Genomic DNA, 24,078 nt, shown 5'->3' with positions numbered 1-24,078 from the left:
GAGAAGGAGAAACTTCTCTGTTTACTTTTGTATGTTTTTTTCAACTTGTTCTCGAACAGTTTGAATGTAATTCATTTTATGATCCCAACATTCTTGGCTTAAATCGACAGGATACTCTTCGGGATTTAAAGTTCGCATGTATTCTTCCCAAAATAGAGCGAGACTCTGTTCATTATATTGTTGAATATCTAATATACTTGGTAGTTCATATGTTCTTTCACCGTTAACGAAAATGTCTTTATGGAGTTCACGGGCTTCAAAGTTTGTTACAAATTTACTTATATATGTGTGAACTGGATGGAACATTTTTAAGCGCTCTTCTTTTCCAGGTTCTTCAGAATCTAACGCAATATAATCGCCTTCTGCATGATCGTTAACCCGATTGATAATACGATAAATTCGTTTCAGTCCTGGAGTGGTAATTTTTTCAGGATTAGATGAAATTTTAATCGTATCATTTAATTTTCCGTCAGTATCTTCAATTGCAACTAGTTTGTAAACAGCCCCTAATGCAGGTTGCTCAAAGGACGTAATTAATTTCGTCCCAACACCCCATACGTCAATTTTTGCCCCTTGAGATTTAAGGTGCATAATTGTGTATTCATCTAAATCGCTAGAAGCGATAATTTTTGTATTTGTAAACCCTGATTCATCTAGTAGTTTTCGTGCCTTTTTCGATAAATAAGCCATATCACCACTATCAAGACGTATACCATAGAAATCAATACGATCCCCAAATTCTTTTGCAACACGAATTGCATTTGGAACACCAGATTTCAATGTGTCATATGTATCAACGAGAAAGACGCACTTCTTATGAGTTTCAGCGTATTTCTTAAACGCAACGTATTCATCGCGATATGCTTGAACGAAAGAGTGAGCGTGTGTGCCAGCTACAGGGATCCCGAAGCGTTTCCCAGCACGAACGTTGCTTGTAGAGGAGAAACCACCAATAAAGGCAGCGCGTGTCCCCCAAAGGGCGGCATCGAACTCATGGGCACGTCTTGTGCCGAACTCTAAAAGCTCATCATTACTTGCAGCATGTTTCATACGAGCAGCTTTTGTTGCAATTAATGTTTGGTAATTCACAATATTTAAGAGGGCGGTTTCAATAATTTGTGCTTCACCCAGTGGTGCATCAACACGTAATAAAGGCTCGTTATTAAATACAACTTCACCTTCTTGCATACTGCGAATCGTCCCAGTGAATTTCATATTTTGTAAATAATGAAGGAATTCTTCTTCAAATTTTAATTCTGCTAAATAAGCGATATCGCTTTCAGTAAAACTGAAATTTTCTATGTACTCTACAATTTTCTCAAGGCCAGCAAAAACAGCGTAGCCGTTCTCAAATGGAAGCTTTCGAAAATATAAATCAAAAACAGAACGGCGATTATGAATACCATCTTTCCAATATGTATAAGCCATGTTGATTTGATATAGGTCTGTATGTAAGGCATAACTATCGTCTTTATAATGAGTCATCGCGAGAACACCTCCATAATTTGGTTATAGTATACCAATTTTTCACCATTCGTAGCAAAGAAGAGATATTGAAGTGAAGTCAAGAGAGAAAAAAATGAAATTATGCATATTTTTTAGAAAATTTATATTTATCAATTTATATTTCTCCAGATTTTATGTATTATTAGAGTAATGGGGTAATGAGAATGGAGGAGGACAATGCAACAAACATTAGAAAAAATAGGCAAACAAGTCTTTTACAAACGGCTTCAGCAAAAAATGACACAAGAAGAATTATGTCAGGGCATTTGTTCTGTCTCATACTTAAGTAAGATCGAAAATGGAAAGATCGAAGCATCAGAAGAAATTCTACAATTGCTCTGCGCAAGACTAGAAATTGCTGTGACGGATTTGAGAGATGTAGAAGAAGATGTGAAGGGGAAGCTAGATGAATGGTTAAATGCACTAGTTCATTTAGACAAGCAACAAGTAGAACGTATATATGAAGAGTTGCAAGGTGAAATGAAGCATGTGTTGGATTTTGAAATTATAAATTATTATAAACTGCTGTATACACGTTATTTAATTATGAAAAGGGATATTTCTGCACTCGAAGAAGAATTAGATAAGTTGAAGAAGGTATATAAAAAATATTCTCCATTTCAGAAGTTGTTATATATGTATAGTAGAGGATTATTGTGCTGTTTACAGTATAGATGGAAGGATGGGCTAGATTACTTATTAAAAACAGAAGTAATGGCCAAAGAACAAGGGTATCATGAAACAGGTTTGTATTATAATATAGCGCTTGCATATACTCATTTAGATATTCATCATCTTGCAATTCATTTTGTAAATATGGCATTAGAAGGATTTCGTAGTGAATATAAGTTTAGAAACATAATTAATTGCCAAATCCTTATTGCGGTAAGTTATACAGAAAAAGGTCAGTATGAAGAAGCTTTAAAAATGTATGAGAGTATATTGAGAGAGGCCACATCTTTTGCTGATAAGGATGTACTATTAGCTATTACTTTAAGTAATATGGGAAGTATCTATTATAAAAAAGGCAAATATCAGCAAGCGAAAAAATATTATTTAGATAGTCTACAACTTCAAAAACAAATAGATTTAAACTATTTAGATACAATATACGAAATGGCACTAGTATGCATTAAATTAGAAGAATTGGAAGAGGCAAGGACATTAATTGATAAGGGAATTGATGCAGCAAAACAGGAAGAGAGATTTAATGCAAAATTATATTTGCTTTTAATGCTTAGATATAAATATTTTGAAGAAGCAAAAGATTATAAAGCATTTTTGGAAAATGAGGCTATCCCGTTGTATAAATCTGCAGGAAATAAAATAGAATTAAAGAAAGTATACGTTGAACTAGCAGAACATTTTTCCAGTTTATCGAGATTTGAAGAAAGTAATCGATATTATAGGTTAGTTATTGATTTAATGAATGATAATAAGGAGGAATAAACATGAAAAAGATGGTATTTGGAGTATTGGCGTTTATATTGACTCTTACAGTTGCTGGAGGAATACATCAATATAGCAGTAAACCTGATATTGTTGGTCAACAAGCTAAAACTGTTGAACAAGTTAATTTATAATCTCCACCCTTTCCAATCGGAAAGGGTTTTTTCAATATTTGTTCCTCAAAATTCTACAAAACTTGAGAAAATAATTATTTGAATTTTTAGTATATTAATAGTGGAAACATAATGCTAATATGAAACTACTCTTTTTCAAAAAAATTTTTTATTAGGGGGAAGGTTCATGAAAAAGAAAAGTTTAGCGTTAGTGTTAGCGACAGGAATGGCAGTTACAACGTTTGGAGGGACAGGCTCTGCATTTGCGGATTCTAAAAATGTACTCTCTACGAAGAAGTACAATGAGACAGTACAGTCACCTGAGTTTATTTCTGGTGATCTAACTGGAGCGACTGGTAAGAAAGCAGAATCTGTTGTGTTTGATTACTTAAACGCAGCAAAAGGTGATTACAAGCTAGGGGAAAAGAGTGCGCAAGATTCTTTCAAAGTGAAACAAGTGAAGAAAGATGCTGTAACTGATTCAACAGTAGTACGTATGCAACAAGTTTACGAAGGAGTACCTGTATGGGGTTCTACTCAAGTAGCTCACGTAAGTAAAGACGGTTCTTTAAAAGTATTGTCTGGAACAGTTGCACCTGATTTAGACAAAAAGGAAAAGTTAAAAAATAAAAATAAGATTGAAGGCGCAAAAGCAATTGAAATCGCGCAGCAAGATTTAGGGGTAACACCGAAATATGAGGTAGAACCAAAAGCGGACTTATATGTATATCAAAATGGTGAAGAAACAACATATGCATATGTTGTAAATCTAAATTTCTTAGATCCAAGTCCAGGAAACTACTACTATTTCATTGAAGCAGACAGCGGTAAAGTATTAAATAAATATAATAAATTGGATCATGTAGCAAATGAAGATAAATCACCAATTAAGCAAGAGGCTCCTAAACAGGATGCGAAAGCAGTAGTAAAACCTGTAACAGGAACAAATAAAGTAGGAACTGGTAAAGGTGTATTAGGAGATACGAAATCACTCAATACAACATTATCTGGCTCATCTTACTACTTACAAGATAATACGCGCGGAGCAACGATTTTCACATATGATGCGAAAAATCGTACTACATTGCCAGGAACTTTATGGGTAGATGCAGATAATGTTTTCAATGCAGCGTATGATGCAGCGGCAGTAGATGCTCATTACTATGCAGGTAAAACATATGATTATTATAAAGCTACATTTAATAGAAACTCTATTAATGATGCAGGGGCACCGTTAAAATCAACAGTTCATTACGGAAGTAAGTATAATAATGCATTCTGGAACGGCTCACAAATGGTATACGGAGATGGAGATGGTGTAACATTCACTTCATTATCTGGTGGAATTGACGTAATTGGTCACGAATTAACGCATGCTGTTACGGAAAATAGCTCGGACTTAATTTATCAAAATGAATCAGGAGCGTTAAATGAAGCGATTTCTGATATCTTTGGTACTTTAGTAGAATTCTATGATAACCGTAACCCAGATTGGGAGATTGGTGAAGATATTTACACGCCTGGTAAAGCGGGAGATGCGCTTCGCTCTATGAGTGATCCAGCGAAATATGGTGACCCAGACCATTATTCTAAGCGTTACACTGGTACTAGTGATAACGGTGGGGTTCATACAAACAGTGGTATCATTAATAAACAAGCTTATTTATTAGCAAATGGTGGTACGCATTCGGGTGTAACTGTAACGGGCATTGGTAAAGATAAGTTAGGTGCAATTTATTACCGTGCAAACACACAATATTTCACGCAATCTACTACATTTAGCCAAGCTCGTGCTGGTGCAGTACAAGCTGCAGCTGATTTATATGGTGCGACTTCTGCGGAAGTAGCGGCAGTTAAGCAATCGTTTAGTGCTGTTGGTATTAACTAAGGATTTAAAGGATAGCTATTAATAAAATACCTCAAAAATAAAGAAGGAGCATAGGCTCCTTCTTTATTTTTTTCTCCATTTTTTCCACAAATAATATAATCCGATACAACCTGCGATTGTCACAATCCACTTCGCTTCATTTGTTCCGTTCATGACTTGGTATGCCGAATATACTTCAATCAATAATGCCGGTATTTTACCTATTGTACTGGCAATACTGAAGGAGAGTAATGACATTTTCCCTAGAGCTGCAAATAAAGTCACGATACTTGATGGGATGAAAGGTATCAATCGAAACGATAGAACGAGTAGAAAGGCCTCTCTACCTTGTACATAAAGAAGACGCTCTACCTTTGGGTACTTATTTACTTTATCGTGAGTGAACTTTTGAAGGCCTATGCGGTAAATATAAAACGAGATAATAGCCCCTAAGGCCTCACCTGCGATTGAAATGATTGTGCCATTTGTTACACCGAAGAGCTGTATATTAATGGCGGTTAAAAAGATGCTAGGAATAACGCCTAAAAGACTAATGATGATGTTAATTAAGATACTAAGTGGAATTGCGATTGAATAGTATTCTGTTAAGAAATTTTGAATCGTTTCAGCCATTGTTTAAAATCCTTTATCTTTTTTTGCATTACACCATATTTCGTTTGTATAGGCAAGGGTAAATTTACATAATGTAGAAAAACGTTGATAAGAAGGGGTCTTTATACCTTATGTGGGTATTAGGTATATAAAAACAGGGGTATTTTAAAATGTTTTGAAAAACACTATAAAAACCTTTGTATGAAAGATTTTTATAGTTATATTATCATTGTTTTTATATGGGAAATAATCATAAAATATAGGGGGTATATATTATAAAAGTCGAAAAATAGAGGATTGATGAAATTGCGCGGGTAAATATGGAAAAATAGATAAAAAAATGAAAACTGATAGATTTTTTCGTTGTGAAATTGACTTTTAGTGAAGTTGCGATAATAATCATGAAAGAGGTGATATGATGAAACGAATAAGTAGTCTTTTCTTGAGTGGTTTATTGGCACTAATGCTGATCTTAAGTGGATGTGCAGGAAAAGAACAAAAAACAGAGAAACAAACAGGGAATCAATCGACATCAGTAGAAAAAATTAGTGATAATATTTTAGATGAAATGGAAGGGCCACCTAAAAATGGTCATACGATTGAAAGACATGTAGGCAAATCAGAAGAAGATTTGAAGAATCGCTTGAAGACAGATAAAGTATCAGCAGCAAGTACATACTATGACAAGGAAACAGCAACGAAAGCTGTAAAAGATAGTTTGAAGCAGCATGATAAGGAAATTCAAGACTGGTTAAAAAATTCTAAAGAGGCTCGTCTCGTATTAAATACAACACATTCATTCCCGGTTGGAAAAACGGTAATAAAGAAAAATATGAGTGTAAAAGACAAGTTGGTAAAAACTGTTACTGTTTTAGCAAGAGATAACTCAGGAGAATTAGGGTTTAAGATTATTACTTCTTATCCATCTGATAAATAAGAAGGGGGAGTACATTATGTATACGACATTACAATACTTTCTTAAATCGTACTGTACGTTAAGTATTCATGAGGATGAAATAGTAAGCGTGATGGAAGAGTTTATTGAACAAGAAGACGAAGAAATCGTTTTGAAATTACGTGATGAATTAATAAATATGAAGAAAAAGAACGTGTGGGAAGAGGCGTGTGTATTAGCTGCGAAGGAAGGGAATCGTATGTGGTCTTTAGAAGAAACGAAAGACCATCTTGAAACTTTTTTACTATTACTGCAAAAGAAAAAGGCGTGATTAAATCACGCCTTTTTCTTTATGCTATTCGGTTGATATTATCTATTCTTTTGGAGCGCTTTTATATACGCTTTTTGAAATTTGTCCATTTGATATTACTGCCCCGTTTTGTGTTACTTTTTTATACGTAACCGCTGTGATTTTATCACTAGTCCTACTAATTACTTGGGAAGAAACTTCAACATTTTTACCAGTATTTGTACCGAAAATGCGTGTAGTAATACTACCTCCATTTGAAAATGCTTGAATATAAATATGATTGCCCGTATTATTTTTAAATTTTAAATCTGGACCATAATCTGCTACTGCTGCATCTTGCCCAAGTGGTAAATAATTTACCGGCATAGAATGATTGCTTCGAGAAACAATGCCTAAATCTGCCCTTAAAGCTGCGCTGTATAAAGTACTACTGACTTGGCAAACTCCTCCGCCTGCACTTTGTATTACTTTACCTTGTGAATATACTGCTGCAGATTTATAACCATGTGCAGCATCAGTTACGCCAACGCGGCCATTAAAACTAAATGTTTCATCAGGTGCGACAATAACCCCACTTAAAGTATTGGCTGACTTATTTACGTTAAATGATTGATTTCCGTTACGGCCGGCCATTGGAGTAGAATATTCAGCGATGACTTCTTTAATACCCATTTTCTGTATGTCTTCTGTAGAACGTTCTGGTTTTATAAATGTAACTGGCAATGTAACATCTGATTTACCAGTAGTAATAGCTTCGTTTGTTAAATCGTTTAGTTTCCCTTTATCAATTTTTTCTCCGTTTTGGCTTTGACTAACATTTACTGTTGAGCCTTCAATACTCAATTCTGCATTAACAGGATTTTTTAATGTTTCATTATATTTATCTTTTATAAAGGTTTCATAAGCTGTTGCATTTAATTGTGGTGTTAATTTATAGTCACGTTTTAATTCACCGTTTTCAGCTTGCTTACGCATTTTGTAACGATCCATTACGTTTCCTTCTTGTTCTTTGAAGATTTTGTCAATAATATCTTTCTCTTTATAATTTATCCCTAAATCTTTCCATGTGTAAGTTTGTTTATCGTTTTGGAATATGTAGGTAAGGGATTTTTGATCTAACTCAGTTACCTTTTGATTAATAATTGCTTGAATATCTTTCCTATTTTTTCCTTCGAGAGAAATACCTTCAAATGTAGTATTTGGTAATGCAGTAGTATTTAATTGATTATTTAATTTGGATACATATTGATATCCCCCAACACCGCCTACACAAAGTAATATGCCCCCAGCAATTGCAGAACCAATCAGTATTTTACTTAGCTTCATTTATTTCCCCCCAGAAATTTATGTATAAATATATGTATTACATTTTTTGTATAAAAATGATGAAAATAACATTATGTACGTACTAGTATACTATTATTTTCACTGTGTGTGTAATGTTTTCATAAAAAATGTTACATAGCTGTAATAATTGTCACTTCTTGTCACAATGTGTATGAAAAATATGTTGAAAAATATAATAAAAAGGCTGTCTAGAAAGATCTAGCAGCCTTTTTATTATAATTTTTTATGTTCATTTTTATTCGTAACACCGAGATGTTTTTGAAGGGTAGTTGAAATAGTGTCGACGCTTTTTTCATTTGGAACGTAATAATAAATACCACCTATATATTTATCTGTACCTTCTACTTGCATTTTTTCCATCTTTAAATTTGAATCCATTGAATTTTTTGTAATTGTCATCATATCATCAAACGTTAAATTGGTTTTTAAATCCTTATCGACAGCGTCTAGTAGGCCACCGATTTTATTAATGGAATTAAGAGATAGTGCCTTTTCAGCAATGGCCTCTAATACAAGCTGTTGTCGTTGGCCACGCATATAATCACTATCGATATGACGAGTTCTAGCTAGCGCCAATGCTTCTTCTCCATTTAAATGTTGACGTCCTTTTTTAAGATGAATTGCATCTGCTTCATCTTTACTATTTTGCTCTGTGAACTCAACTGGAACGTCTACAGTAATACCACCAAGAGAATCAACAATTTTAATAAAGGATTTAAAGTTGAATTTTACATAGTAATCAACTGGAACATCTAAAAAGTTCTCTACCGTATCAATTGTGCTGTCTACACCACCGAATACGTGCGCATGTGTAATTTTATCGTATTTATCACGTGATTTAATGTAGACGCGTGAGTCACGTGGAATGCTTACAAGTTTAACGGATTTATCGTTTTTATTAATTGTTGCAAGTAATAACGCATCTGTTCGAGTCGCTTTTCCATAACCTTTTTCCCTAATTTCACTTTCATCAACACCCATAATAAGTACGGAAATGTTGTCGGTCATAGGTTTAACAGCTTTTTCACGTTTACTGGACTTATCTCCTCGACCTAGTTCAGCATAAGCATTATTTAAGACGGACTTTGCTTTACTGTATATATGGAAGGAGTAGCCTCCTGCTCCAAGTGCTACAATTAGTAATGGAATAAGAAGGAACCAAAGTAGGCGTTTTTTCTTTGAGCGTCCTTTTTTGGCTCGCGTATTGTTGTTCGTGTCGGATTTCATCATTTTTTCTCCTTTAAAACTATCAAAGTGTATACATTTAGAAGTGTATTCAAACACATAAAAAATATTTTACGCTAAATAAAAGCGATTGTACATGTATAAAAAATAGATGTCTTGATTATTTATAAGACACCTATTCGTTATTGTATACAAAAGATAGAGATAAGAAAATGATAAAATTTTACCTAATTACAACATAATGCTTACGATAATTGCAGATAAAATGCTAACGAGAGTAGCTCCATATAGTAATTTAAGGCCAAACCTCGCAACAACGTTTCCTTGTTCCTCGTTTAGTCCTTTTACCGCACCTGAAATAATACCAATGGAAGAGAAATTGGCAAAAGACACAAGGAAAACAGAAATAATACCAACTGTACGGGGGGAAAGGCTATTAGAAATTTTACTGAGGTCCATCATTGCAACAAATTCATTTGTTACAAGCTTCGTTGCCATAATGCTGCCAGCTGCGACAATTTCAGAACTTGGTACACCGATAAGGAATGCGATAGGTGCAAATATATAGCCGATTAATTGTTGGAACGTAATACCGAATATAATGAGGAACAGGTCATTAATACAACTAATTAATGCGACGAATCCGATGAGCATAGCGCCGACAACAATGGCTACACGAAAACCATCAAGAATGTATTCTCCAAGCATTTCAAAAAAGCTCTGTTTTTCACCTTTGATTTCTAAAATATCTTCGTCATCTTTAACGTCGTAAGGGTTAATGATGAGTACGATAATAAAACCGCTAAATAAATTGAGAACGAGTGCAGTTACTACATATTTAGGTTCAATCATTGTCATATAGGCACCTACGATAGACATAGATACGGTTGACATAGCAGAGGCACAAAGTGTATAAAGACGGTGTTTTGGAATTTGAGCTAATTGCTTTTTCACTGTAATAAAAACTTCTGATTGGCCGACAATGGCAGAGGCAATAGCGTTGTAAGATTCTAATTTCCCAAGACCATTTATTTTACTAAGAAAGTACCCGATCCAATGAATAAAAAATGGTAGTATTTTGAAATGTTGTAATATGCCAATTAAAACAGAAATAAAGACGATTGGTAATAATACATTAAGGAAAAATGGCATTTCACCTTTATTTGCAAGACCACCAAATACGAAATTTATTCCATTAGCAGCATACTCGAGTAGCTTGGTAAACAAACTGGAAATGATTCTAATTAGTATGAGGCCGACTTCTGTATTTAGTAGTAAATAGGTTAAAATTAACTGTATAATAAGCATGATAAAAATTGGTTTAAATTTAATATGCTTCTTATTATTGCTAGCAATATAAGCGAGCAAGAAAACAACAATTAGTCCGACGAAAAAAGTAATGAATTTCATGATAAGCCCCCTAAAAGAGATATTCTGCTATATATGTTTTTCATTTCAAGAGAGAATATGCATCTTTGGTAAAGAAAGGAATAGAGAGAGTATGAATATATGTAGAGTGCATCACGTTGCAATTATTTGTTCGAATTATGAGACGTCAAAGTATTTTTATACTAGAATATTAGGATTTAAAGAACTGAATGAAGTATATAGAAAGGAACGAGATTCTTATAAATTAGATTTATGTGTAGGAGAAGAGTATCAAATCGAATTATTTTCATTTCCAAATCCGCCTGAGCGCAAAAGTTTTCCAGAAGCAGCAGGTCTTAGACATTTAGCATTTGCTGTTACAAATATAGAAGAAGCTGTGAAGCATTTAAATCAATGTGGTGTTGAGACAGAATCGATCCGTATTGATGAAATAACGGAGAAGAAATTCGTCTTTTTCCAAGATCCCGATGGTTTACCTTTAGAATTGTATGAGGTTTGAAAATTGGTGGATTTTATATAGAGTTGCTTTCCAATAATTGAAGAAACTAAAGTGAAACTTCTTTTTAAAAGGAGGTGTAACTTTAGCTAAGAAAGCTAAAGGACATATGTGGATATTTTAAAATTATTGATGGTAGTCATTCTTATTGGGTTAACAGCATTTTTTGTGGCTGTTGAGTTTGCAATTATTAAGGTACGTAGCAGTCGTATTGATCAACTCGTTAGCGAAAAAAGACGAGGTGCACTGGCAGCTAAAAAGGTAACTTCAAATTTAGATGAATATTTATCGGCCTGTCAGCTAGGTATTACAATTACTGCTTTAGGGCTCGGGTGGTTAGGGGAACCAACTATTAAACATTTACTCGAGCCGTTGTTTTTAAAATTACAATTCTCACCTGCAATTTCCAGTACAGTTTCATTTATTATTGCCTTTGCAGTAATTACATTTTTACATGTTGTCATTGGGGAACTTGCTCCAAAGACATTTGCTATACAAAAAGCAGAACAAGTTAGCTTATTGTTATCGAAACCACTTATTTATTTTTACCGAGTTATGTATCCGTTTATTTGGGCTTTGAATGGTTCAGCGAGGGTTGTAACTGGTTTATTCGGATTACATCCAGCTTCTGAACATGAAGTAGCTCATTCAGAAGAAGAATTAAGGTTAATCTTATCTGAGAGCTATGAGAGCGGAGAGATTAACCAAAGGGAATTTAAATATGTAAATAATATTTTTGAATTTGATAATAGAGTAGCAAAAGAAATTATGGTACCTCGTACGGAAGTTGTAGGCTTATATGAGGACGAACCATTTGAAACACATATTAAAGTAATCGCACAAGAAAAGTACACGAGATATCCTGTATTTGGTGAAGATAAAGATGAAATTATTGGGATGGTTAATGTAAAAGATTTATTTATTCGTTATATGGATGGGAATCGGGACGAGGAGTGCTCGATTATGCCATATACAAGGCCAGTTATTGAAGTGCTAGAAAATATTCCAATTCATGATTTACTATTACAAATGCAAAGAAAACACATTCCATTAGCTGTATTGTATGATGAATATGGTGGTACAGCAGGGATTGTTACACTAGAAGATATTTTAGAAGAAATTGTTGGAGAAATTCGAGATGAATACGATGAAGATGAGAATCCACCTATAGAGCATGTAAGTGAAGGTTATAAAATCGTAGAGGGAAAAGTGCTTATTAGTGAAGTAAATGATTTGCTTGGCATACATTTAATTGCTGATGATGTAGATACAATTGGTGGCTGGATTATGGTACAAAAACAAATCGTTGCTGAAGGAGATGTTATTGAGAAACACGGTTTTTATTTTAAAGTCCTTGAAAAGGATATGCATCAAATTAAACGAGTGGAAATAAGGAAAGTAGAAGAATGATTTTCTATAAACTTTAATAAAAAGGATATACAGAAAAATAAATGTTTGCGCTTTCAAAAAAGGTGCTATATAGTGAAGGTGGATACTGAAAAATTCTTCTGAATGATACTCGTGTTTTTAGAGGGCGGATTTTTTGGATAAGGATTTAGAATGAAAAAGTATAGGTGATAAAAATGATAGCAACGAAGGATATACGTATAGAAAAAGATTTTTTAGGTGAAAAAGAAGTACCAAATGCAGCTTATTATGGTGTACAAACATTACGTGCCGTAGAAAACTTCCCAATTACAGGATATCGCATTCATCCATCACTCATTACAGCAATGGCAATCGTGAAAAAAGCGGCGGCACTTGCGAATATAGATACTGGTTATTTAGCTAAAGACATTGGACATGAAATTGCAGAAGCAGCGCAAGAAATTGTTGATGGAAAGTTTCATGATCAATTTATCGTGGATCCTATTCAAGGCGGAGCCGGAACTTCTATTAATATGAATACAAATGAAGTAATTGCGAATAGAGCGTTAGAACGTATGGGGTATGAAAAAGGTGCGTATGCAAAAATTAGTCCAAACACTCATGTGAACATGGCCCAATCAACGAACGATGCGTTTCCAACAGGGATTCATATTGCAACTCTTATGATGTTAGAAGAGCTTCTTATTACAATGGAAGCACTTCATTCTGCTTTTCGTAAAAAAGCAAAAGAGTTTGATCACGTTATTAAAATGGGACGCACACATTTACAAGATGCAGTTCCAATTCGCCTTGGACAAGAATTTGAAGCGTATAGCCGAGTGCTTGAGCGTGATATAAAAAGAATTAAACAGTCTCGTCAACATTTATATGAAGTGAATATGGGGGCGACAGCTGTTGGTACAGGATTAAATGCAAATCCTACGTATATTGAACAAGTGGTAAAACATTTAAGAACGTTTAGTGGATTCCCACTTGTTGGTGCAGAGCATTTAGTTGATGCAACGCAAAATACAGATGCATACACAGAAGTATCTGCAGCACTTAAAGTATGTATGATGAACATGTCTAAAATTGCAAACGATCTTCGTATTATGGCGTCTGGTCCACGTGTTGGGTTAGCTGAAATTCAATTGCCAGCACGTCAGCCGGGTTCATCGATTATGCCAGGTAAAGTAAATCCAGTTATGGCAGAAGTGATTAACCAAGTCGCATTCCAAGTAATCGGAAACGATCATACAATTTGCTTAGCATCAGAAGCAGGACAATTAGAGTTAAACGTAATGGAGCCTGTGCTTGTATTTAATTTAATTCAATCTATAAGTATTATGAATAATGGATTCCGTGTATTCCGTGAATATTGTATTGAAGGAATTACAGCAAATGAAGAATTGCTGAAGCAATATGTTGAGAAAAGTGTTGGAATTATTACAGCAGTTAATCCTCATATTGGTTATGAAGCAGCATCTCGTATTGCACGTGAAGCAATTGAAACAGGAAAATCTGTTAGGGAGTTATGTTTAGAACATGGTGTACTGACAGAAGAGGAATTGGATATTATTTTAGATCCATTCGAAATGACTCACCCTGAAATTGCTGGAGCTTCTTTATTAAAAAATAAAAAAATGTAATGTGAAAAACACCGATCCATTTGGATCGGTGTTTTATTTTTAAAAGATATTAAATACAGCGTTTAATTGAAGTAAGCTAATAACAGCTAAGAAGATTAAACTGTATTTCATTGCTGTTTTAAATAGAGCAGATTCTTTCCCAACTAGTCCAACTGCGGCACAAGCAACTGCTACAGATTGTGGTGAAACCATTTTTGCCATTGTACCACCTACTACGTTTAAGGCAACGAGTGTAGAAGGAACGATGTTTAACTGGTCTGCTGTTACTGCTTGAAGTGGTGCGAATAAAGAACCACTTGAAACTACTGAACCTGTAATGAATACGCCAATCCATCCTAAGATTGGAGAAAGAACTGGGAATGCATTACCAGTAGAAGAGAATGCAAGTCCAAGTGTAGATGACATACCAGAGTAGTTCTCTACGTAAGCTAAAGCGATAACGCTACAAATTGTATATACTGGAGCTTTTAATTCTTTCATTGTTTCAATCATTAATTCTTTAACCATTTTACCTTTTACGCGGTAAACGATAAGTGAAACGATAATTGCTAGTACAATCGCAGTAGTTGTAGAAGAGAATACATCGAATTTGAAAACAGCTGCGAAAGGTGTATCAGCTTTTGTAATTGGTGTAGTTTTCATAACAGCATTATGAAGACCAGGGAACTGAATGTTAAATACTAAGTTTGCTAACGCACCATCTGGAGCAAATAAAGCTTTAATCGGTTTTAAGTTAAAGATTGTTACAAATGCAGTTAAGAATACGAATGGAGACCAAGCATATAAAATTTGATTGAATGTATGTGATACTTTAGTTTCTTGTTTTTCTTCTTTAGTAGAAGATTTTGGTTGCCAAACACGTAAGAATAATGCAAGAGCAATCATACTTACAACGGCTGCGAAAATATTAGTAAGTTCTGCACCTAAGAAGTAAGTTACAGCGAATTGAGTAATTGCGAAAGAAACACCACTTACAAGAATACCTTGCCAAGTTTCTTTAATACCTTTAATTCCATCGACCATTGAAACAAGTAAGAAAGGTAAGATGATACTAATGAAAGGTAAAATAAGAACAGTTTGACGACCGATAGTTAATGCGTCAAGTTCAGTTAATTGTGCTGGTACTGTAACTGGAATACCCATAGCACCCATAGCACCACCAGCGATATTAGCTACTAAACAAATACCTGCTGCTTTTAATGGGTTAAATCCCATACCTACAAGTAGTGCAGCTGTAATAGCAACTGGAACCCCTAGACCAGCTGCGCCTTCTAAGAAAGCACCGAAAGAATAAGCGATTAATAATACTTGTAAACGTTGATCATTTGTAATGCTTGAAATACTATCGCGAATAATATTGAATTGCTCTGTTTTAACAGTTAATTTGTAAAGGAAAATTGCGGCGATAACGATAGTACAAATTGGATAAAATCCAGATAAAACACCGAATCCGGCAGATGCTACAGCTACTGTTGCTGGCATTTTATAAACAAATATTGCAAGGATAATAGCGACAATCACACTATAAAGACCAGCCATGTAACTTTTCATTTTGAATCCCATTAAACAAATGATGAAACAAAAGATTGGAAGTGCTGCGATTAGTGCAGATAGCCAAATATTGTTTAATGGGTCATAAATTTGTGTCCAAGTACTCATAATAATGACAACTCCTATCTATTATATGTGAAGAAATTCACATTATTTGTGAAACTATTCACAATCAACTTACATGCTTAGTATATTCTCCTTCAACACTATTGTCAACGTAAAAAAGTATAATTATTCCATAATAGTGTTAAAAGAAAAGCTTTGTTCATAAAGTAGACAAAAAACACACTCAAATGAATTTAAGTGTGCTGTATAAGTTATTTGCATATTATTTTGCTTATTCAGATGGCATGTTCCTTATAGGCGTATATTAGATGCTATCTTTTATATCGAGTATAAAGTTTGATATATGAACTGATCTGTCCTGTTTGATTTAGTGAGGGAGGAATGGTGAGTGGATTTAATAGGAAGTTTGGCACAACAGTCCAACCGCTTGCAATACGAATAAAAAATTAGAAACAAATTTTTAATACCACATCATCTCTTTTTACTGAAAATTCCTTTTAGCGTAACAAAGAGGTTAAGTATAGTTCAGCTACATTACGATAGGTTATCAATTATAGACGGTATTTTACAATACCGTTACTGTGCATTTCAATGAGGTGAAAATATAACAAAAAGCCTGATAAAACAACGTTTGCAAGCAAAGTATTCGTAGGCCGTTATTTTGCTTTTTCGTTATATCATATAGTATAATATTCAAAATCAACAAGGATTTTTTCCTGAATTTTTGTTGATGAAAATGGAAAAATTTTTCGGCTTTATAGGTTGATAAAGTTATGTCGTAACAGGAAATATAAGAACAGATATATAAATAAATAAAAAGAACATAAAAACGCAAATAAAAACGAAAATGAGGGGAACTTTATGAGCCAAAATCAATTCGAATGTCGTATTTCAGAAGAAGATGTACAAATGTTAAGAGCGTTAGCTCACCCACTTCGTCTACGTCTAGTAATGGAACTTATGCAAAGAGGAACATGTAATGTAACACAACTACAGGAAGTATTAGAAATTCCGCAATCAACGGTTTCACAACATTTAACGAAGTTAAAGCAAAATAAAGTAGTGCGCTTTGAAAGACGAGGATTAGAAGTGTATTACCAAATCCATAATGATAAAGTAAGTGCGGTAGTAAAAACATTATTTTCTTAAAATTTGAATATTATGGAAAAAGACGTGTAGAATATACGTCTTTTTTTATTTGTCAGAAAGGTAGCGAGAGAGTAAATATTAGCATGTGAGGAAGAAATGACTATCAATCAACATGCTGCTTTACGGAATATATTCTAAAAGGAAAAGAAAAAATAGAAAGGAGTGTAGTAAGCAAAAGGAGGGATATTAGTATGGATGTGAAACGTGTGAAACAAATCTTATCTTCTTCAAGTAGAATTGACGTTACATATGAGGGCGTACCAGTATGGATTGAGAGCTGTGATGAGCAGAAGGGGAGTGCTCAAGTGTATGATGTATCTAATCCTGGTGAGAGCGTTCATGTGGACGTGACAGCTTTAGAGGAGAAATAATAAAAAAGACGCTTCTAATTTTAGAAGCGTCTTTTTTTGTATTATTCCATCATACTCGCAACTTTTTTAGAGAAGAGAAGGAGTACAAGTCCTAAGACGATAACGATAATACCGATACTTGCAAATACTTCAAGGTATCCTAATGATTGTGTAAAGGAAGCAAGTTTACCTGCTAACCAGTTAGCCATACCCGTACCAGCTAACCATACCCCCATTAGTAATGATGCTAATTTTACAGGAGCGATTGCACTTACCATTGATAGACCGATTGGTGATAAGAATAACTCACCAATTGTGTGGAAGAGATAAGTGATAACGATGAATAATAAATTCGCTTTTACAGTTATATCTGCTTCGCTACTTCCAGTTTTTAGAACTGCTAATGTTAAAACGAGATAACCTATACCTAGTAAAATCATACCAAATGCCATTTTTGTTGGCACGTTTAAATCACCGCGTTTTGTTTTAGAAAGTTTTAACCATAGCATAGATACAAATGGTGCAAGTAGTACGATGAATGCTGGATTAACGGATTGGAACCAAGATGTTGGAACTTCCCAACCGAAAATTGTACGATCTACAAATTTATTTGTATAAAGTGTTAAAGAACTACCAGCTTGTTCAAATCCTGCCCAGAAGAATACTACGAAACAAGTTAAAATTACAATTGCCCAAGTACGATTTTTCTCTTGTTTTGTTAAAGGTTTCTTTTCGATTACAGGTTGATCTTTTGATTTTTTACCAACAACTGTTGTTCCTGCTTTACCAAGGTAACGAGGAGCTAATAAGTTGAAAACAATTTGTCCAATAATCATACCGATACAAGCTGCTAAGAATCCGTATTTATATCCCATTACAATAACGCCATTAGCGCTTGTTTTAAAGAAATCTTCTGCTAAAAATCCACAAATAAGTGGAGCAAAGAAAGCACCTACGTTAATACCCATATAGAAGATAGTAAATGCACTGTCACGACGTGAATCATTTTCGCCATACAATTCACCTAACAGTGTAGAAATATTTGGTTTGAAGAATCCATTACCAATAACTAATAGTATTAATCCAAGGAATAGTCCTGTTTTTGTATTCATTGAGAATAGTACAAAATTTCCGATTGCCATAATGATTCCGCCGAGAGTAATGGCATGACGTCTTGTGATATAATGATCCGTTAGCCATCCGCCTATAATTGGCATGAAATATACTGCCGCTGTAAAAGTACCATATAATTGCACTGCGACTGCCTTATCAAATCCTAACCCGCCACTAACAGCAGCAGTTGTTAAATAAAGAACTAAAAGGCCACGCATTCCATAATAACTAAATCTTTCCCACATTTCTGTTAAGAACAACAAGTACAACCCTGGTGGATGTTTTTTTGGTGATTGTTGCTCTCCAGCTTTTTCTAATTTTAAAGCTGCATCCATTTTTGTTTCCCCCTAATCCTGTATAACGGATATTTATGTAATCATTTTAATTTACAAAATATTTAGAAGTCAATAGAATTATATGGAAATAGAAAGAAAATTTCTAAAAAAGTTCTATTTTTCTTCAACCGTTACTGTATTTTGCCCTGAAAACGAGATGATAAGCGTTTTCAAATGTAATAATTGAATTCTAAAAGAAAATAAAATAGTGATTAATCAGAAAATTTAGATTAAAAAATCTATTCTGATATAAAGAAAATATATTCTATTTACTTTTATAATATAACATATTGGGAATAAAAATACAAAATGAAATAATGTGACACTTCAGTGAAATGAAAAAACCAGCTCCATCAAAGAGAGAGCTGGTTAGAATAAAATTATTTAACAAAGCGTTTTTCGATATCATCTAATAGTAGGTTAGCAGCCATTACACCGCCAGCTGTATTCCAAATAACGTCATCAACTTTGTATGCTTTACCATTTTTCACTGCATTTAAATTTTTAAATAGCGGATCATTGATATATTCTTTTTCTAATTCAGAGCCTTTTTTCTCATTTCCTTTATCGAATGTGAAGTAGAATAATACGTCGCCATCCATTGCAGAAATACGTTCTTTAGATACGTTACGCTCTGCAAAGTCGTCTTTATTTTGATCGCCAGGGCGTTTAAATCCAAGTTCTTTTAAAATAACACCAGAGAATGTATCGCCATGATAAATACGAACATCACCAGGCATGAAACGAACCATAGAGATTTCTTGATTTACTTTATCGCCAAGTTTGCCTTTTAAATCTTTCATACGTGATTCGTAATCAGCTACAACTTTTTGACCTTTTTTTTCTTTATTTAATGCTTTTGCATAAAATTTGAAGTTATCTTTCCATTCCCCACGTAATGTTTCTGAGAACACAGTAGGTGCAATTGCTTTTAGTTGTTCGTACACTTTTTCGTGACGCATTTTGTTACCGATAATTAAGTCTGGTTTTAAAGAAGCAATTGTTTCAACGTTAACTTGTCCTTCATCACCAACAACTTTTACATCTTTCATTTTATCCTTAATATGTGGATACCATGGATCACCAGTCCAAGACTTTACAGCACCAACTGGTTTCACACCTAATTCAAGTAAAGCTTCAGTTCCTTCATTTGTTAAGATAACTACACGTTTTGGATTAGCAGGAACTTCTGTTTTACCCATTGCATGTTCTACAGTAACCACTTCTTTTTTATTATCTTCTTTTGTAGATTCTTCTTTGTTATTTGATTTTCCACAAGCGCTTAAAAGCATTGAAAATGCTAGTAAAAATACAAATACTGTAAACGATTTTTTCCGCATGAAATTCATTATGTACCCCCTACATGTTGAGAATATTTTTCAATAGCAAGCATGATATTAAGTCTTTATCTTTTGATTGTCAATACATATGGTTGAAAATAATTCTCATTTCCGTTGACAATAAGAATTAAGTTGAAATACACTTACAACGTATCATTATACATTGAAGGGGAAACGCTGCATGTTATTAAAAACAAATCAAGCAAAATGGATTGGATTATTTGTTGGAATCATTGCAGTCGTTATTTGTATTTGGGGAAGTATTATTTTCGGATATACAAATACGAGCTGGAAATTAGCGCTAGATGCTTTTTTCCATTTTAATGGTTCTAATGAACATATTATTATTCAAAATGTGCGCCTTCCAAGGGCACTTATAGCAGCAAGTGTTGGTGCTAGTTTAGCCATCGCGGGTTGTCTTATGCAAACTTTAACTAAGAATCCACTTGCTTCTCCAGATTTTATTGGATTAAATTCAGGTGCTGCGTTCTTCATAGTTGTAGCAATTGTAATCTTTTCAGTAACATCATTATCAGCTTTCACATGGATTGCCTTTTTAGGAGCGGCGGTTGCCGCTGTACTTGTATTTGCTTCTAGTTCTTTAGGAAAAGAAGGGACTACTCCTCTTAAGTTAACGTTAGCAGGGGTCGCAATTAGTGCGTTATTTTCATCATTAACGCAAGGATTACTTGTGTTAAATGAAAAAGCGCTTGAAGAGGTATTATTTTGGCTTGCCGGATCTGTGCAAGGGAGAAAGTTAGAAATTTTACAATCTGTATTCCCATATTTATTAATAGGATGGATTGCATCTCTTATGATGGCAGGGAAAGTAAATACATTGATGATGGGAGAAGACGTCGCGAAAGGACTTGGACAACGAACAATTTTAATGAAATCATTCGTGTTACTTATTATTGTACTATTGTCTGGTGGTTCAGTTGCGGTTGCTGGCCCAATTGGATTTATTGGAATTATTACTCCGCATTTTGCTAGATTTCTTGTTGGAGTTGACCACAGATGGAGAGTGCCTTATAGCGGATTGTTAGGTGCAATACTACTAATATTGGCTGATATAGCAGCAAGATATGTCATTATGCCACAAGAAGTACCAGTAGGAGTTATGACAGCATTTATTGGAGCACCGTTCTTTATTTATATTGCACGTAAGAGAGGGCTTAGCAAATGAAGAAATATATTCCGTTTCGTATAGGAAAAGGCGAGCTCTCGTTTTTAATGTATAAACGAGCTTGTCTCGTCTTGTTAAGTTTACTAGTTGTTTTAATAGGATTATTCTTTGCGAGCGCAGGTATGGGAGACATGAAAATTGCTCCTTATGACGTATGGCAAGCAATTACCGGAAATGGCGATGCAATGTCAAATATGGTTGTAAATAAGTTTCGTATGCCACGTATTTTAATTGCTATCCTCGTAGGAATTGCGCTTGCGGTAGCGGGCTGTATTTTACAAGGGCTCGTTCGAAATCCACTTGCTTCTCCTGATATCATCGGGATTACGGGCGGGGCAAGTGTCGCAGTTGTATTATTTTTAGCGTTATTTAGTGATAAAAATAATGCACTAACGGTAAGTATTCATTATATGCCGCTCGCAGCTTTTGCAGGAGCAACGATTGTAGCGGTTTTTGTATACTTATTTGCATGGCAAAATGATGGATTATCACCAATTAGTCTCGTTTTAATTGGTGTTGGATTTTGGGCATTAACGAAGGCGGCGACAACATTATTTATGTTGCTAGCACCAATTTATCAAGCGAGCCAAGCGAATGTATGGATTACGGGTACCGTTTACGGCTCTTCTTGGCAAAATGTTATGGTACTTGCGCCTTGGGTTCTCATTTTAACAGTAATATCATTTATCGCAGCTAGGCATTTAAATGCACAAGAGCTAGGGGATGATATAGCGGTAGGACTTGGGGTTCCTTTAACGAAGTCGCGTGTATTTATGTTATTACTTAGTACAGCTTTAATTGGTGGTGCGGTAGCTTTTGCCGGAGGGATTGGATTTGTCGGTTTAATGGCACCTCATATTTCACGAAGATTAGTTGGTTCTTTATACGGTGCATTACTCCCAGTTGCAGCTATTGTCGGTGCAATTCTAGTACTTGCTGCAGATTTAATAGGGCGTACAATTTTCACACCACTTGAAATTCCAGCAGGGGTATTTACATCAGCAATTGGTGCACCTTATTTCATTTATTTACTTTATAAAAGTCGGAATTCATAAAGGGAGATGAATATGCAAAAAGCATTGGAGACGAAACGCTTGACGTTGTCTTATGGTGAAACAATTATTATTGATGAGCTGAACTTAGAAATTCCAAAAGGAGAAATTACAATTTTTATCGGTTCTAACGGTTGCGGGAAATCAACTTTATTACGTTCACTAGCCAGATTATTAAAGCCAACAAATGGTGATATTTTGTTAGATAATCAAGCAATTCAAAGTATGCAAACGAAGCAAATTGCTCGTCAAATGGCGATTTTACCGCAAGGACCACAAGCACCAGAAGGACTTACAGTATTACAACTTGTAAAGCAAGGACGCTATCCATATCAAACATGGCTGAAGCAATGGTCAGAAAAAGACGAGGAAATGGTACTGAAGGCACTTGCAGCAACAGGTATGACAGAATTTGCTGAGCGTGATGTGCATGCTCTTTCAGGTGGGCAGCGTCAACGTGCTTGGATCGCAATGACACTTGCACAAGATACAGATATCATTTTACTGGATGAGCCAACTACATACTTAGATATGACTCACCAAATTGAAGTGCTAGATTTATTATTCGAATTAAATGAAACAGAACAAAGAACAATTGTTATGGTATTACATGATCTGAATTTAGCATGCCGCTATGCAGATAACATTGTAGCAATTCAAGATAAACAAATATATGCACAAGGTAAACCTGAAGAAGTGGTAGATGAGAAACTAGTACGTGATGTATTCCGAATGGAGTGTCAAATTAGTACGGATCCGTTGTTTGGAACACCGCTTTGTATCCCTCACGGAAGAGGAAGACGTGTAGTTAAAGAAGTTGCTCAGGCAATGAGATAAAAAAACGATGAGTGAGTCATCGTTTTTTTTATTTGGTACAAGAAAATAAGAGGAAGAGAGGAATACGTAAGCGACGTTTATACTCTTCTTCATCTTGAAAATAGGTTGGATTTGGTGTAGCTTCTTTTAATGATGTAATGGTAAATCCAGCTTGCTGTAATAATGTGAAATACTCTTCCGTTGTACGATGATATTTAATAACTTCTTGGTCAATCCATGGTTCAACCCGTTTGCCTAGTTTAAAATAATCATCGACGAGCCAACTCGTTCTTTTACCACTTGTTTGTAAGCTTTCAAATGAAGAAGTAATAACGGGATGTTGAACGCTAAAGATAAAGGTGCCATTTGTTTTTAAAGTTTGAAACACATTTTGAAAAATGATATCAAGATGTTCAATATAATGTAAGGCGAGTCTAGAGGTTACTAAATCAAAAGTGGAAGAGGGATAGGTATAATCTTTGAGGTTTAAAAAATGAACAGATCCATTTTTATTTTCTAGTTGTTTTTTAGCTTTTCCATACATAAGCTCGGAGCCTTCAATGCCGGTGTAAGAGTAGCATCCCTTTTCTAATAATTCCGCACCAAACTTAGCATCACCACAGCCTAAATCGAGAATTTGTTTTCCTTGCACATGACCAATGAGCTGAAAGAATACTGGTTTTTCAATGGATTCATTTGGGCTATTTTCTCGGTATTTTCGTTTCATATATTGTTCGAAAAATGCTGTGTTATTGTATACATCAGATTCTGTAAATGCCATGTTTGAAGCCTCCCTAAATATTTTTTTAATTCTATCAAATATGAAAAGTAAATGATAGATTTATTGTAATGAATCATATATAATCTAGAATTGTAAGCGGTTACTTTAAACTATTTTTCTATAATAAATTCTGAAAACGTGTTAAGCTAGTAG

Annotated in this window: 22 protein-coding genes; 13 read left to right on the top strand and 9 right to left on the bottom strand. The window is 34.5% G+C overall.

The features are described from left to right. Nucleotides 1-21 precede the first annotated feature (21 nt). Nucleotides 22-1,485 carry a nicotinate phosphoribosyltransferase gene (locus tag AC1Q8M_RS25590; RefSeq protein ID WP_000150177.1) on the bottom strand — a complete coding sequence of 488 codons (1,464 nt, stop codon included), beginning with the start codon at nt 1,483-1,485 and terminating at the stop codon, nt 22-24. Between the two features lie 198 nt (nt 1,486-1,683). Here AC1Q8M_RS25590 and AC1Q8M_RS25585 point away from each other — a divergent pair, with 198 nt between their 5' ends. From AC1Q8M_RS25585 to AC1Q8M_RS25575, 3 genes are all read left to right on the top strand, one after another. Then, nucleotides 1,684-2,955: a helix-turn-helix transcriptional regulator gene (locus AC1Q8M_RS25585; protein WP_001187938.1), complete on the top strand. Its 1,272-nt coding sequence runs from the start codon at nt 1,684-1,686 to the stop codon at nt 2,953-2,955. Nucleotides 2,956-2,957: 2 nt separating this feature from the next. Then, complete coding sequence (nprX, locus tag AC1Q8M_RS25580) at nt 2,958-3,089, top strand: quorum-signaling peptide NprX (protein ID WP_000738910.1); 132 nt, start codon at nt 2,958-2,960, stop codon at nt 3,087-3,089. A gap of 166 nt (nt 3,090-3,255) precedes the next feature. Next, a complete protein-coding gene (locus tag AC1Q8M_RS25575; protein ID WP_000730376.1) occupies nt 3,256-4,956 on the top strand; it encodes a M4 family metallopeptidase in 1,701 nt (566 codons plus the stop codon). Nucleotides 4,957-5,019: 63 nt separating this feature from the next. On the opposite strand, the gene AC1Q8M_RS25570 is transcribed toward AC1Q8M_RS25575, so the two are convergent. Further along, nucleotides 5,020-5,568, bottom strand: a complete 549-nt coding sequence (locus AC1Q8M_RS25570; RefSeq protein ID WP_000852231.1) for a TVP38/TMEM64 family protein — start codon at nt 5,566-5,568, stop codon at nt 5,020-5,022. A gap of 397 nt (nt 5,569-5,965) precedes the next feature. Between AC1Q8M_RS25570 and AC1Q8M_RS25565 the strand changes: the two genes are divergently transcribed. Further along, nucleotides 5,966-6,484, top strand: a complete 519-nt coding sequence (locus AC1Q8M_RS25565) for an RNase A-like domain-containing lipoprotein (protein WP_141549526.1) — start codon at nt 5,966-5,968, stop codon at nt 6,482-6,484. A gap of 16 nt (nt 6,485-6,500) precedes the next feature. Next, complete coding sequence (locus tag AC1Q8M_RS25560; RefSeq protein ID WP_000288806.1) at nt 6,501-6,773, top strand: hypothetical protein; 273 nt, start codon at nt 6,501-6,503, stop codon at nt 6,771-6,773. Between the two features lie 42 nt (nt 6,774-6,815). On the opposite strand, the gene AC1Q8M_RS25555 is transcribed toward AC1Q8M_RS25560, so the two are convergent. The 3 genes from AC1Q8M_RS25555 to AC1Q8M_RS25545 all read right to left on the bottom strand — a co-directional run bounded on the left by AC1Q8M_RS25555 (nt 6,816) and on the right by AC1Q8M_RS25545 (nt 10,694). Then, the gene (locus AC1Q8M_RS25555) at nt 6,816-8,078 is read right to left on the bottom strand and encodes a VanW family protein (RefSeq protein ID WP_000777370.1); all 1,263 of its coding nucleotides are present in this window, start codon (nt 8,076-8,078) and stop codon (nt 6,816-6,818) included. Nucleotides 8,079-8,312: 234 nt separating this feature from the next. Next, a complete protein-coding gene (locus AC1Q8M_RS25550) occupies nt 8,313-9,329 on the bottom strand; it encodes an LCP family protein (protein ID WP_002153524.1) in 1,017 nt (338 codons plus the stop codon). A gap of 186 nt (nt 9,330-9,515) precedes the next feature. Next, nucleotides 9,516-10,694 (bottom strand): NupC/NupG family nucleoside CNT transporter, encoded by a 1,179-nt coding sequence (locus AC1Q8M_RS25545; RefSeq protein ID WP_000668876.1) that lies wholly within the window; start codon nt 10,692-10,694, stop codon nt 9,516-9,518. A 91-nt stretch (nt 10,695-10,785) separates the two neighbouring features. Between AC1Q8M_RS25545 and gloA2 the strand changes: the two genes are divergently transcribed. The 3 genes from gloA2 to aspA all read left to right on the top strand — a co-directional run bounded on the left by gloA2 (nt 10,786) and on the right by aspA (nt 14,186). Next, nucleotides 10,786-11,172: an SMU1112c/YaeR family gloxylase I-like metalloprotein gene (gene gloA2 / locus AC1Q8M_RS25540; RefSeq protein ID WP_001017682.1), complete on the top strand. Its 387-nt coding sequence runs from the start codon at nt 10,786-10,788 to the stop codon at nt 11,170-11,172. Nucleotides 11,173-11,280: 108 nt separating this feature from the next. Further along, nucleotides 11,281-12,579 carry a hemolysin family protein gene (locus AC1Q8M_RS25535; RefSeq protein WP_000353320.1) on the top strand — a complete coding sequence of 433 codons (1,299 nt, stop codon included), beginning with the start codon at nt 11,281-11,283 and terminating at the stop codon, nt 12,577-12,579. A gap of 173 nt (nt 12,580-12,752) precedes the next feature. Next, entirely contained in the window at nt 12,753-14,186 is a 1,434-nt protein-coding gene (gene aspA, locus AC1Q8M_RS25530; RefSeq protein ID WP_000562125.1) for an aspartate ammonia-lyase, read from the top strand. Nucleotides 14,187-14,225: 39 nt separating this feature from the next. Here the strand turns inward: aspA and AC1Q8M_RS25525 are convergent, their stop codons facing one another. Then, entirely contained in the window at nt 14,226-15,845 is a 1,620-nt protein-coding gene (locus tag AC1Q8M_RS25525; RefSeq protein WP_000109093.1) for an L-lactate permease, read from the bottom strand. Between the two features lie 819 nt (nt 15,846-16,664). On the opposite strand from AC1Q8M_RS25525, the gene AC1Q8M_RS25520 reads away from it, so the two are divergent. Both AC1Q8M_RS25520 and AC1Q8M_RS25515 read left to right on the top strand, forming a co-directional pair. Next, complete coding sequence (locus AC1Q8M_RS25520) at nt 16,665-16,952, top strand: ArsR/SmtB family transcription factor (RefSeq protein WP_000081428.1); 288 nt, start codon at nt 16,665-16,667, stop codon at nt 16,950-16,952. 191 nt (nt 16,953-17,143) lie between these two features. Further along, nucleotides 17,144-17,323 (top strand): acid-soluble spore protein H, encoded by a 180-nt coding sequence (locus AC1Q8M_RS25515; protein WP_000382679.1) that lies wholly within the window; start codon nt 17,144-17,146, stop codon nt 17,321-17,323. 41 nt (nt 17,324-17,364) lie between these two features. On the opposite strand, the gene AC1Q8M_RS25510 is transcribed toward AC1Q8M_RS25515, so the two are convergent. Together AC1Q8M_RS25510 and AC1Q8M_RS25505 are read right to left on the bottom strand one after the other, a co-directional pair. Then, on the bottom strand, nt 17,365-18,750 hold the full coding sequence (locus AC1Q8M_RS25510; protein ID WP_071714244.1) for a peptide MFS transporter: 1,386 nt from the start codon (nt 18,748-18,750) through the stop codon (nt 17,365-17,367). A 380-nt stretch (nt 18,751-19,130) separates the two neighbouring features. Then, nucleotides 19,131-20,099: an ABC transporter substrate-binding protein gene (locus AC1Q8M_RS25505; RefSeq protein WP_098361481.1), complete on the bottom strand. Its 969-nt coding sequence runs from the start codon at nt 20,097-20,099 to the stop codon at nt 19,131-19,133. Between the two features lie 172 nt (nt 20,100-20,271). Between AC1Q8M_RS25505 and AC1Q8M_RS25500 the strand changes: the two genes are divergently transcribed. Genes AC1Q8M_RS25500 through AC1Q8M_RS25490 form a run of 3 tightly spaced genes read left to right on the top strand, consistent with a single transcriptional unit; the run spans nt 20,272 to nt 23,165 of the window. Continuing rightward, on the top strand, nt 20,272-21,276 hold the full coding sequence (locus AC1Q8M_RS25500) for a FecCD family ABC transporter permease (protein WP_000925211.1): 1,005 nt from the start codon (nt 20,272-20,274) through the stop codon (nt 21,274-21,276). Next, nucleotides 21,273-22,331 (top strand): FecCD family ABC transporter permease, encoded by a 1,059-nt coding sequence (locus AC1Q8M_RS25495; protein WP_000760059.1) that lies wholly within the window; start codon nt 21,273-21,275, stop codon nt 22,329-22,331. The genes AC1Q8M_RS25500 and AC1Q8M_RS25495 overlap by 4 nt, the downstream gene beginning before the upstream one ends. Nucleotides 22,332-22,343: 12 nt before the next feature. Next, the gene (locus AC1Q8M_RS25490) at nt 22,344-23,165 is read left to right on the top strand and encodes an ABC transporter ATP-binding protein (RefSeq protein WP_098855761.1); all 822 of its coding nucleotides are present in this window, start codon (nt 22,344-22,346) and stop codon (nt 23,163-23,165) included. Nucleotides 23,166-23,193: 28 nt separating this feature from the next. Here AC1Q8M_RS25490 and AC1Q8M_RS25485 read toward each other — a convergent pair whose 3' ends face one another. Continuing rightward, nucleotides 23,194-23,925 (bottom strand): class I SAM-dependent DNA methyltransferase, encoded by a 732-nt coding sequence (locus AC1Q8M_RS25485; protein ID WP_000885964.1) that lies wholly within the window; start codon nt 23,923-23,925, stop codon nt 23,194-23,196. Nucleotides 23,926-24,078: the final 153 nt, after the last annotated feature.

The organism is Bacillus sp. GW823-FHT06A10, from assembly GCF_058795375.1.
This window is presented reverse-complemented; position numbering and strand designations above follow the sequence as displayed.

Bases quoted from the DNA above. Each gene is read 5' to 3' on its own strand.
- AC1Q8M_RS25590 (WP_000150177.1), bottom strand. From the start codon at position 1,485: ATGACTCATTATAAAGACGATAGTTATGCCTTACATACAGACCTATAT.
- AC1Q8M_RS25585 (WP_001187938.1), top strand. From the start codon at position 1,684: ATGCAACAAACATTAGAAAAAATAGGCAAACAAGTCTTTTACAAACGG.
- nprX (WP_000738910.1), top strand. From the start codon at position 2,958: ATGAAAAAGATGGTATTTGGAGTATTGGCGTTTATATTGACTCTTACA.
- AC1Q8M_RS25575 (WP_000730376.1), top strand. From the start codon at position 3,256: ATGAAAAAGAAAAGTTTAGCGTTAGTGTTAGCGACAGGAATGGCAGTT.
- AC1Q8M_RS25570 (WP_000852231.1), bottom strand. From the start codon at position 5,568: ATGGCTGAAACGATTCAAAATTTCTTAACAGAATACTATTCAATCGCA.
- AC1Q8M_RS25565 (WP_141549526.1), top strand. From the start codon at position 5,966: ATGAAACGAATAAGTAGTCTTTTCTTGAGTGGTTTATTGGCACTAATG.
- AC1Q8M_RS25560 (WP_000288806.1), top strand. From the start codon at position 6,501: ATGTATACGACATTACAATACTTTCTTAAATCGTACTGTACGTTAAGT.
- AC1Q8M_RS25555 (WP_000777370.1), bottom strand. From the start codon at position 8,078: ATGAAGCTAAGTAAAATACTGATTGGTTCTGCAATTGCTGGGGGCATA.
- AC1Q8M_RS25550 (WP_002153524.1), bottom strand. From the start codon at position 9,329: ATGATGAAATCCGACACGAACAACAATACGCGAGCCAAAAAAGGACGC.
- AC1Q8M_RS25545 (WP_000668876.1), bottom strand. From the start codon at position 10,694: ATGAAATTCATTACTTTTTTCGTCGGACTAATTGTTGTTTTCTTGCTC.
- gloA2 (WP_001017682.1), top strand. From the start codon at position 10,786: ATGAATATATGTAGAGTGCATCACGTTGCAATTATTTGTTCGAATTAT.
- aspA (WP_000562125.1), top strand. From the start codon at position 12,753: ATGATAGCAACGAAGGATATACGTATAGAAAAAGATTTTTTAGGTGAA.
- AC1Q8M_RS25525 (WP_000109093.1), bottom strand. From the start codon at position 15,845: ATGAGTACTTGGACACAAATTTATGACCCATTAAACAATATTTGGCTA.
- AC1Q8M_RS25520 (WP_000081428.1), top strand. From the start codon at position 16,665: ATGAGCCAAAATCAATTCGAATGTCGTATTTCAGAAGAAGATGTACAA.
- AC1Q8M_RS25515 (WP_000382679.1), top strand. From the start codon at position 17,144: ATGGATGTGAAACGTGTGAAACAAATCTTATCTTCTTCAAGTAGAATT.
- AC1Q8M_RS25510 (WP_071714244.1), bottom strand. From the start codon at position 18,750: ATGGATGCAGCTTTAAAATTAGAAAAAGCTGGAGAGCAACAATCACCA.
- AC1Q8M_RS25505 (WP_098361481.1), bottom strand. From the start codon at position 20,099: ATGAATTTCATGCGGAAAAAATCGTTTACAGTATTTGTATTTTTACTA.
- AC1Q8M_RS25500 (WP_000925211.1), top strand. From the start codon at position 20,272: ATGTTATTAAAAACAAATCAAGCAAAATGGATTGGATTATTTGTTGGA.
- AC1Q8M_RS25495 (WP_000760059.1), top strand. From the start codon at position 21,273: ATGAAGAAATATATTCCGTTTCGTATAGGAAAAGGCGAGCTCTCGTTT.
- AC1Q8M_RS25490 (WP_098855761.1), top strand. From the start codon at position 22,344: ATGCAAAAAGCATTGGAGACGAAACGCTTGACGTTGTCTTATGGTGAA.
- AC1Q8M_RS25485 (WP_000885964.1), bottom strand. From the start codon at position 23,925: ATGGCATTTACAGAATCTGATGTATACAATAACACAGCATTTTTCGAA.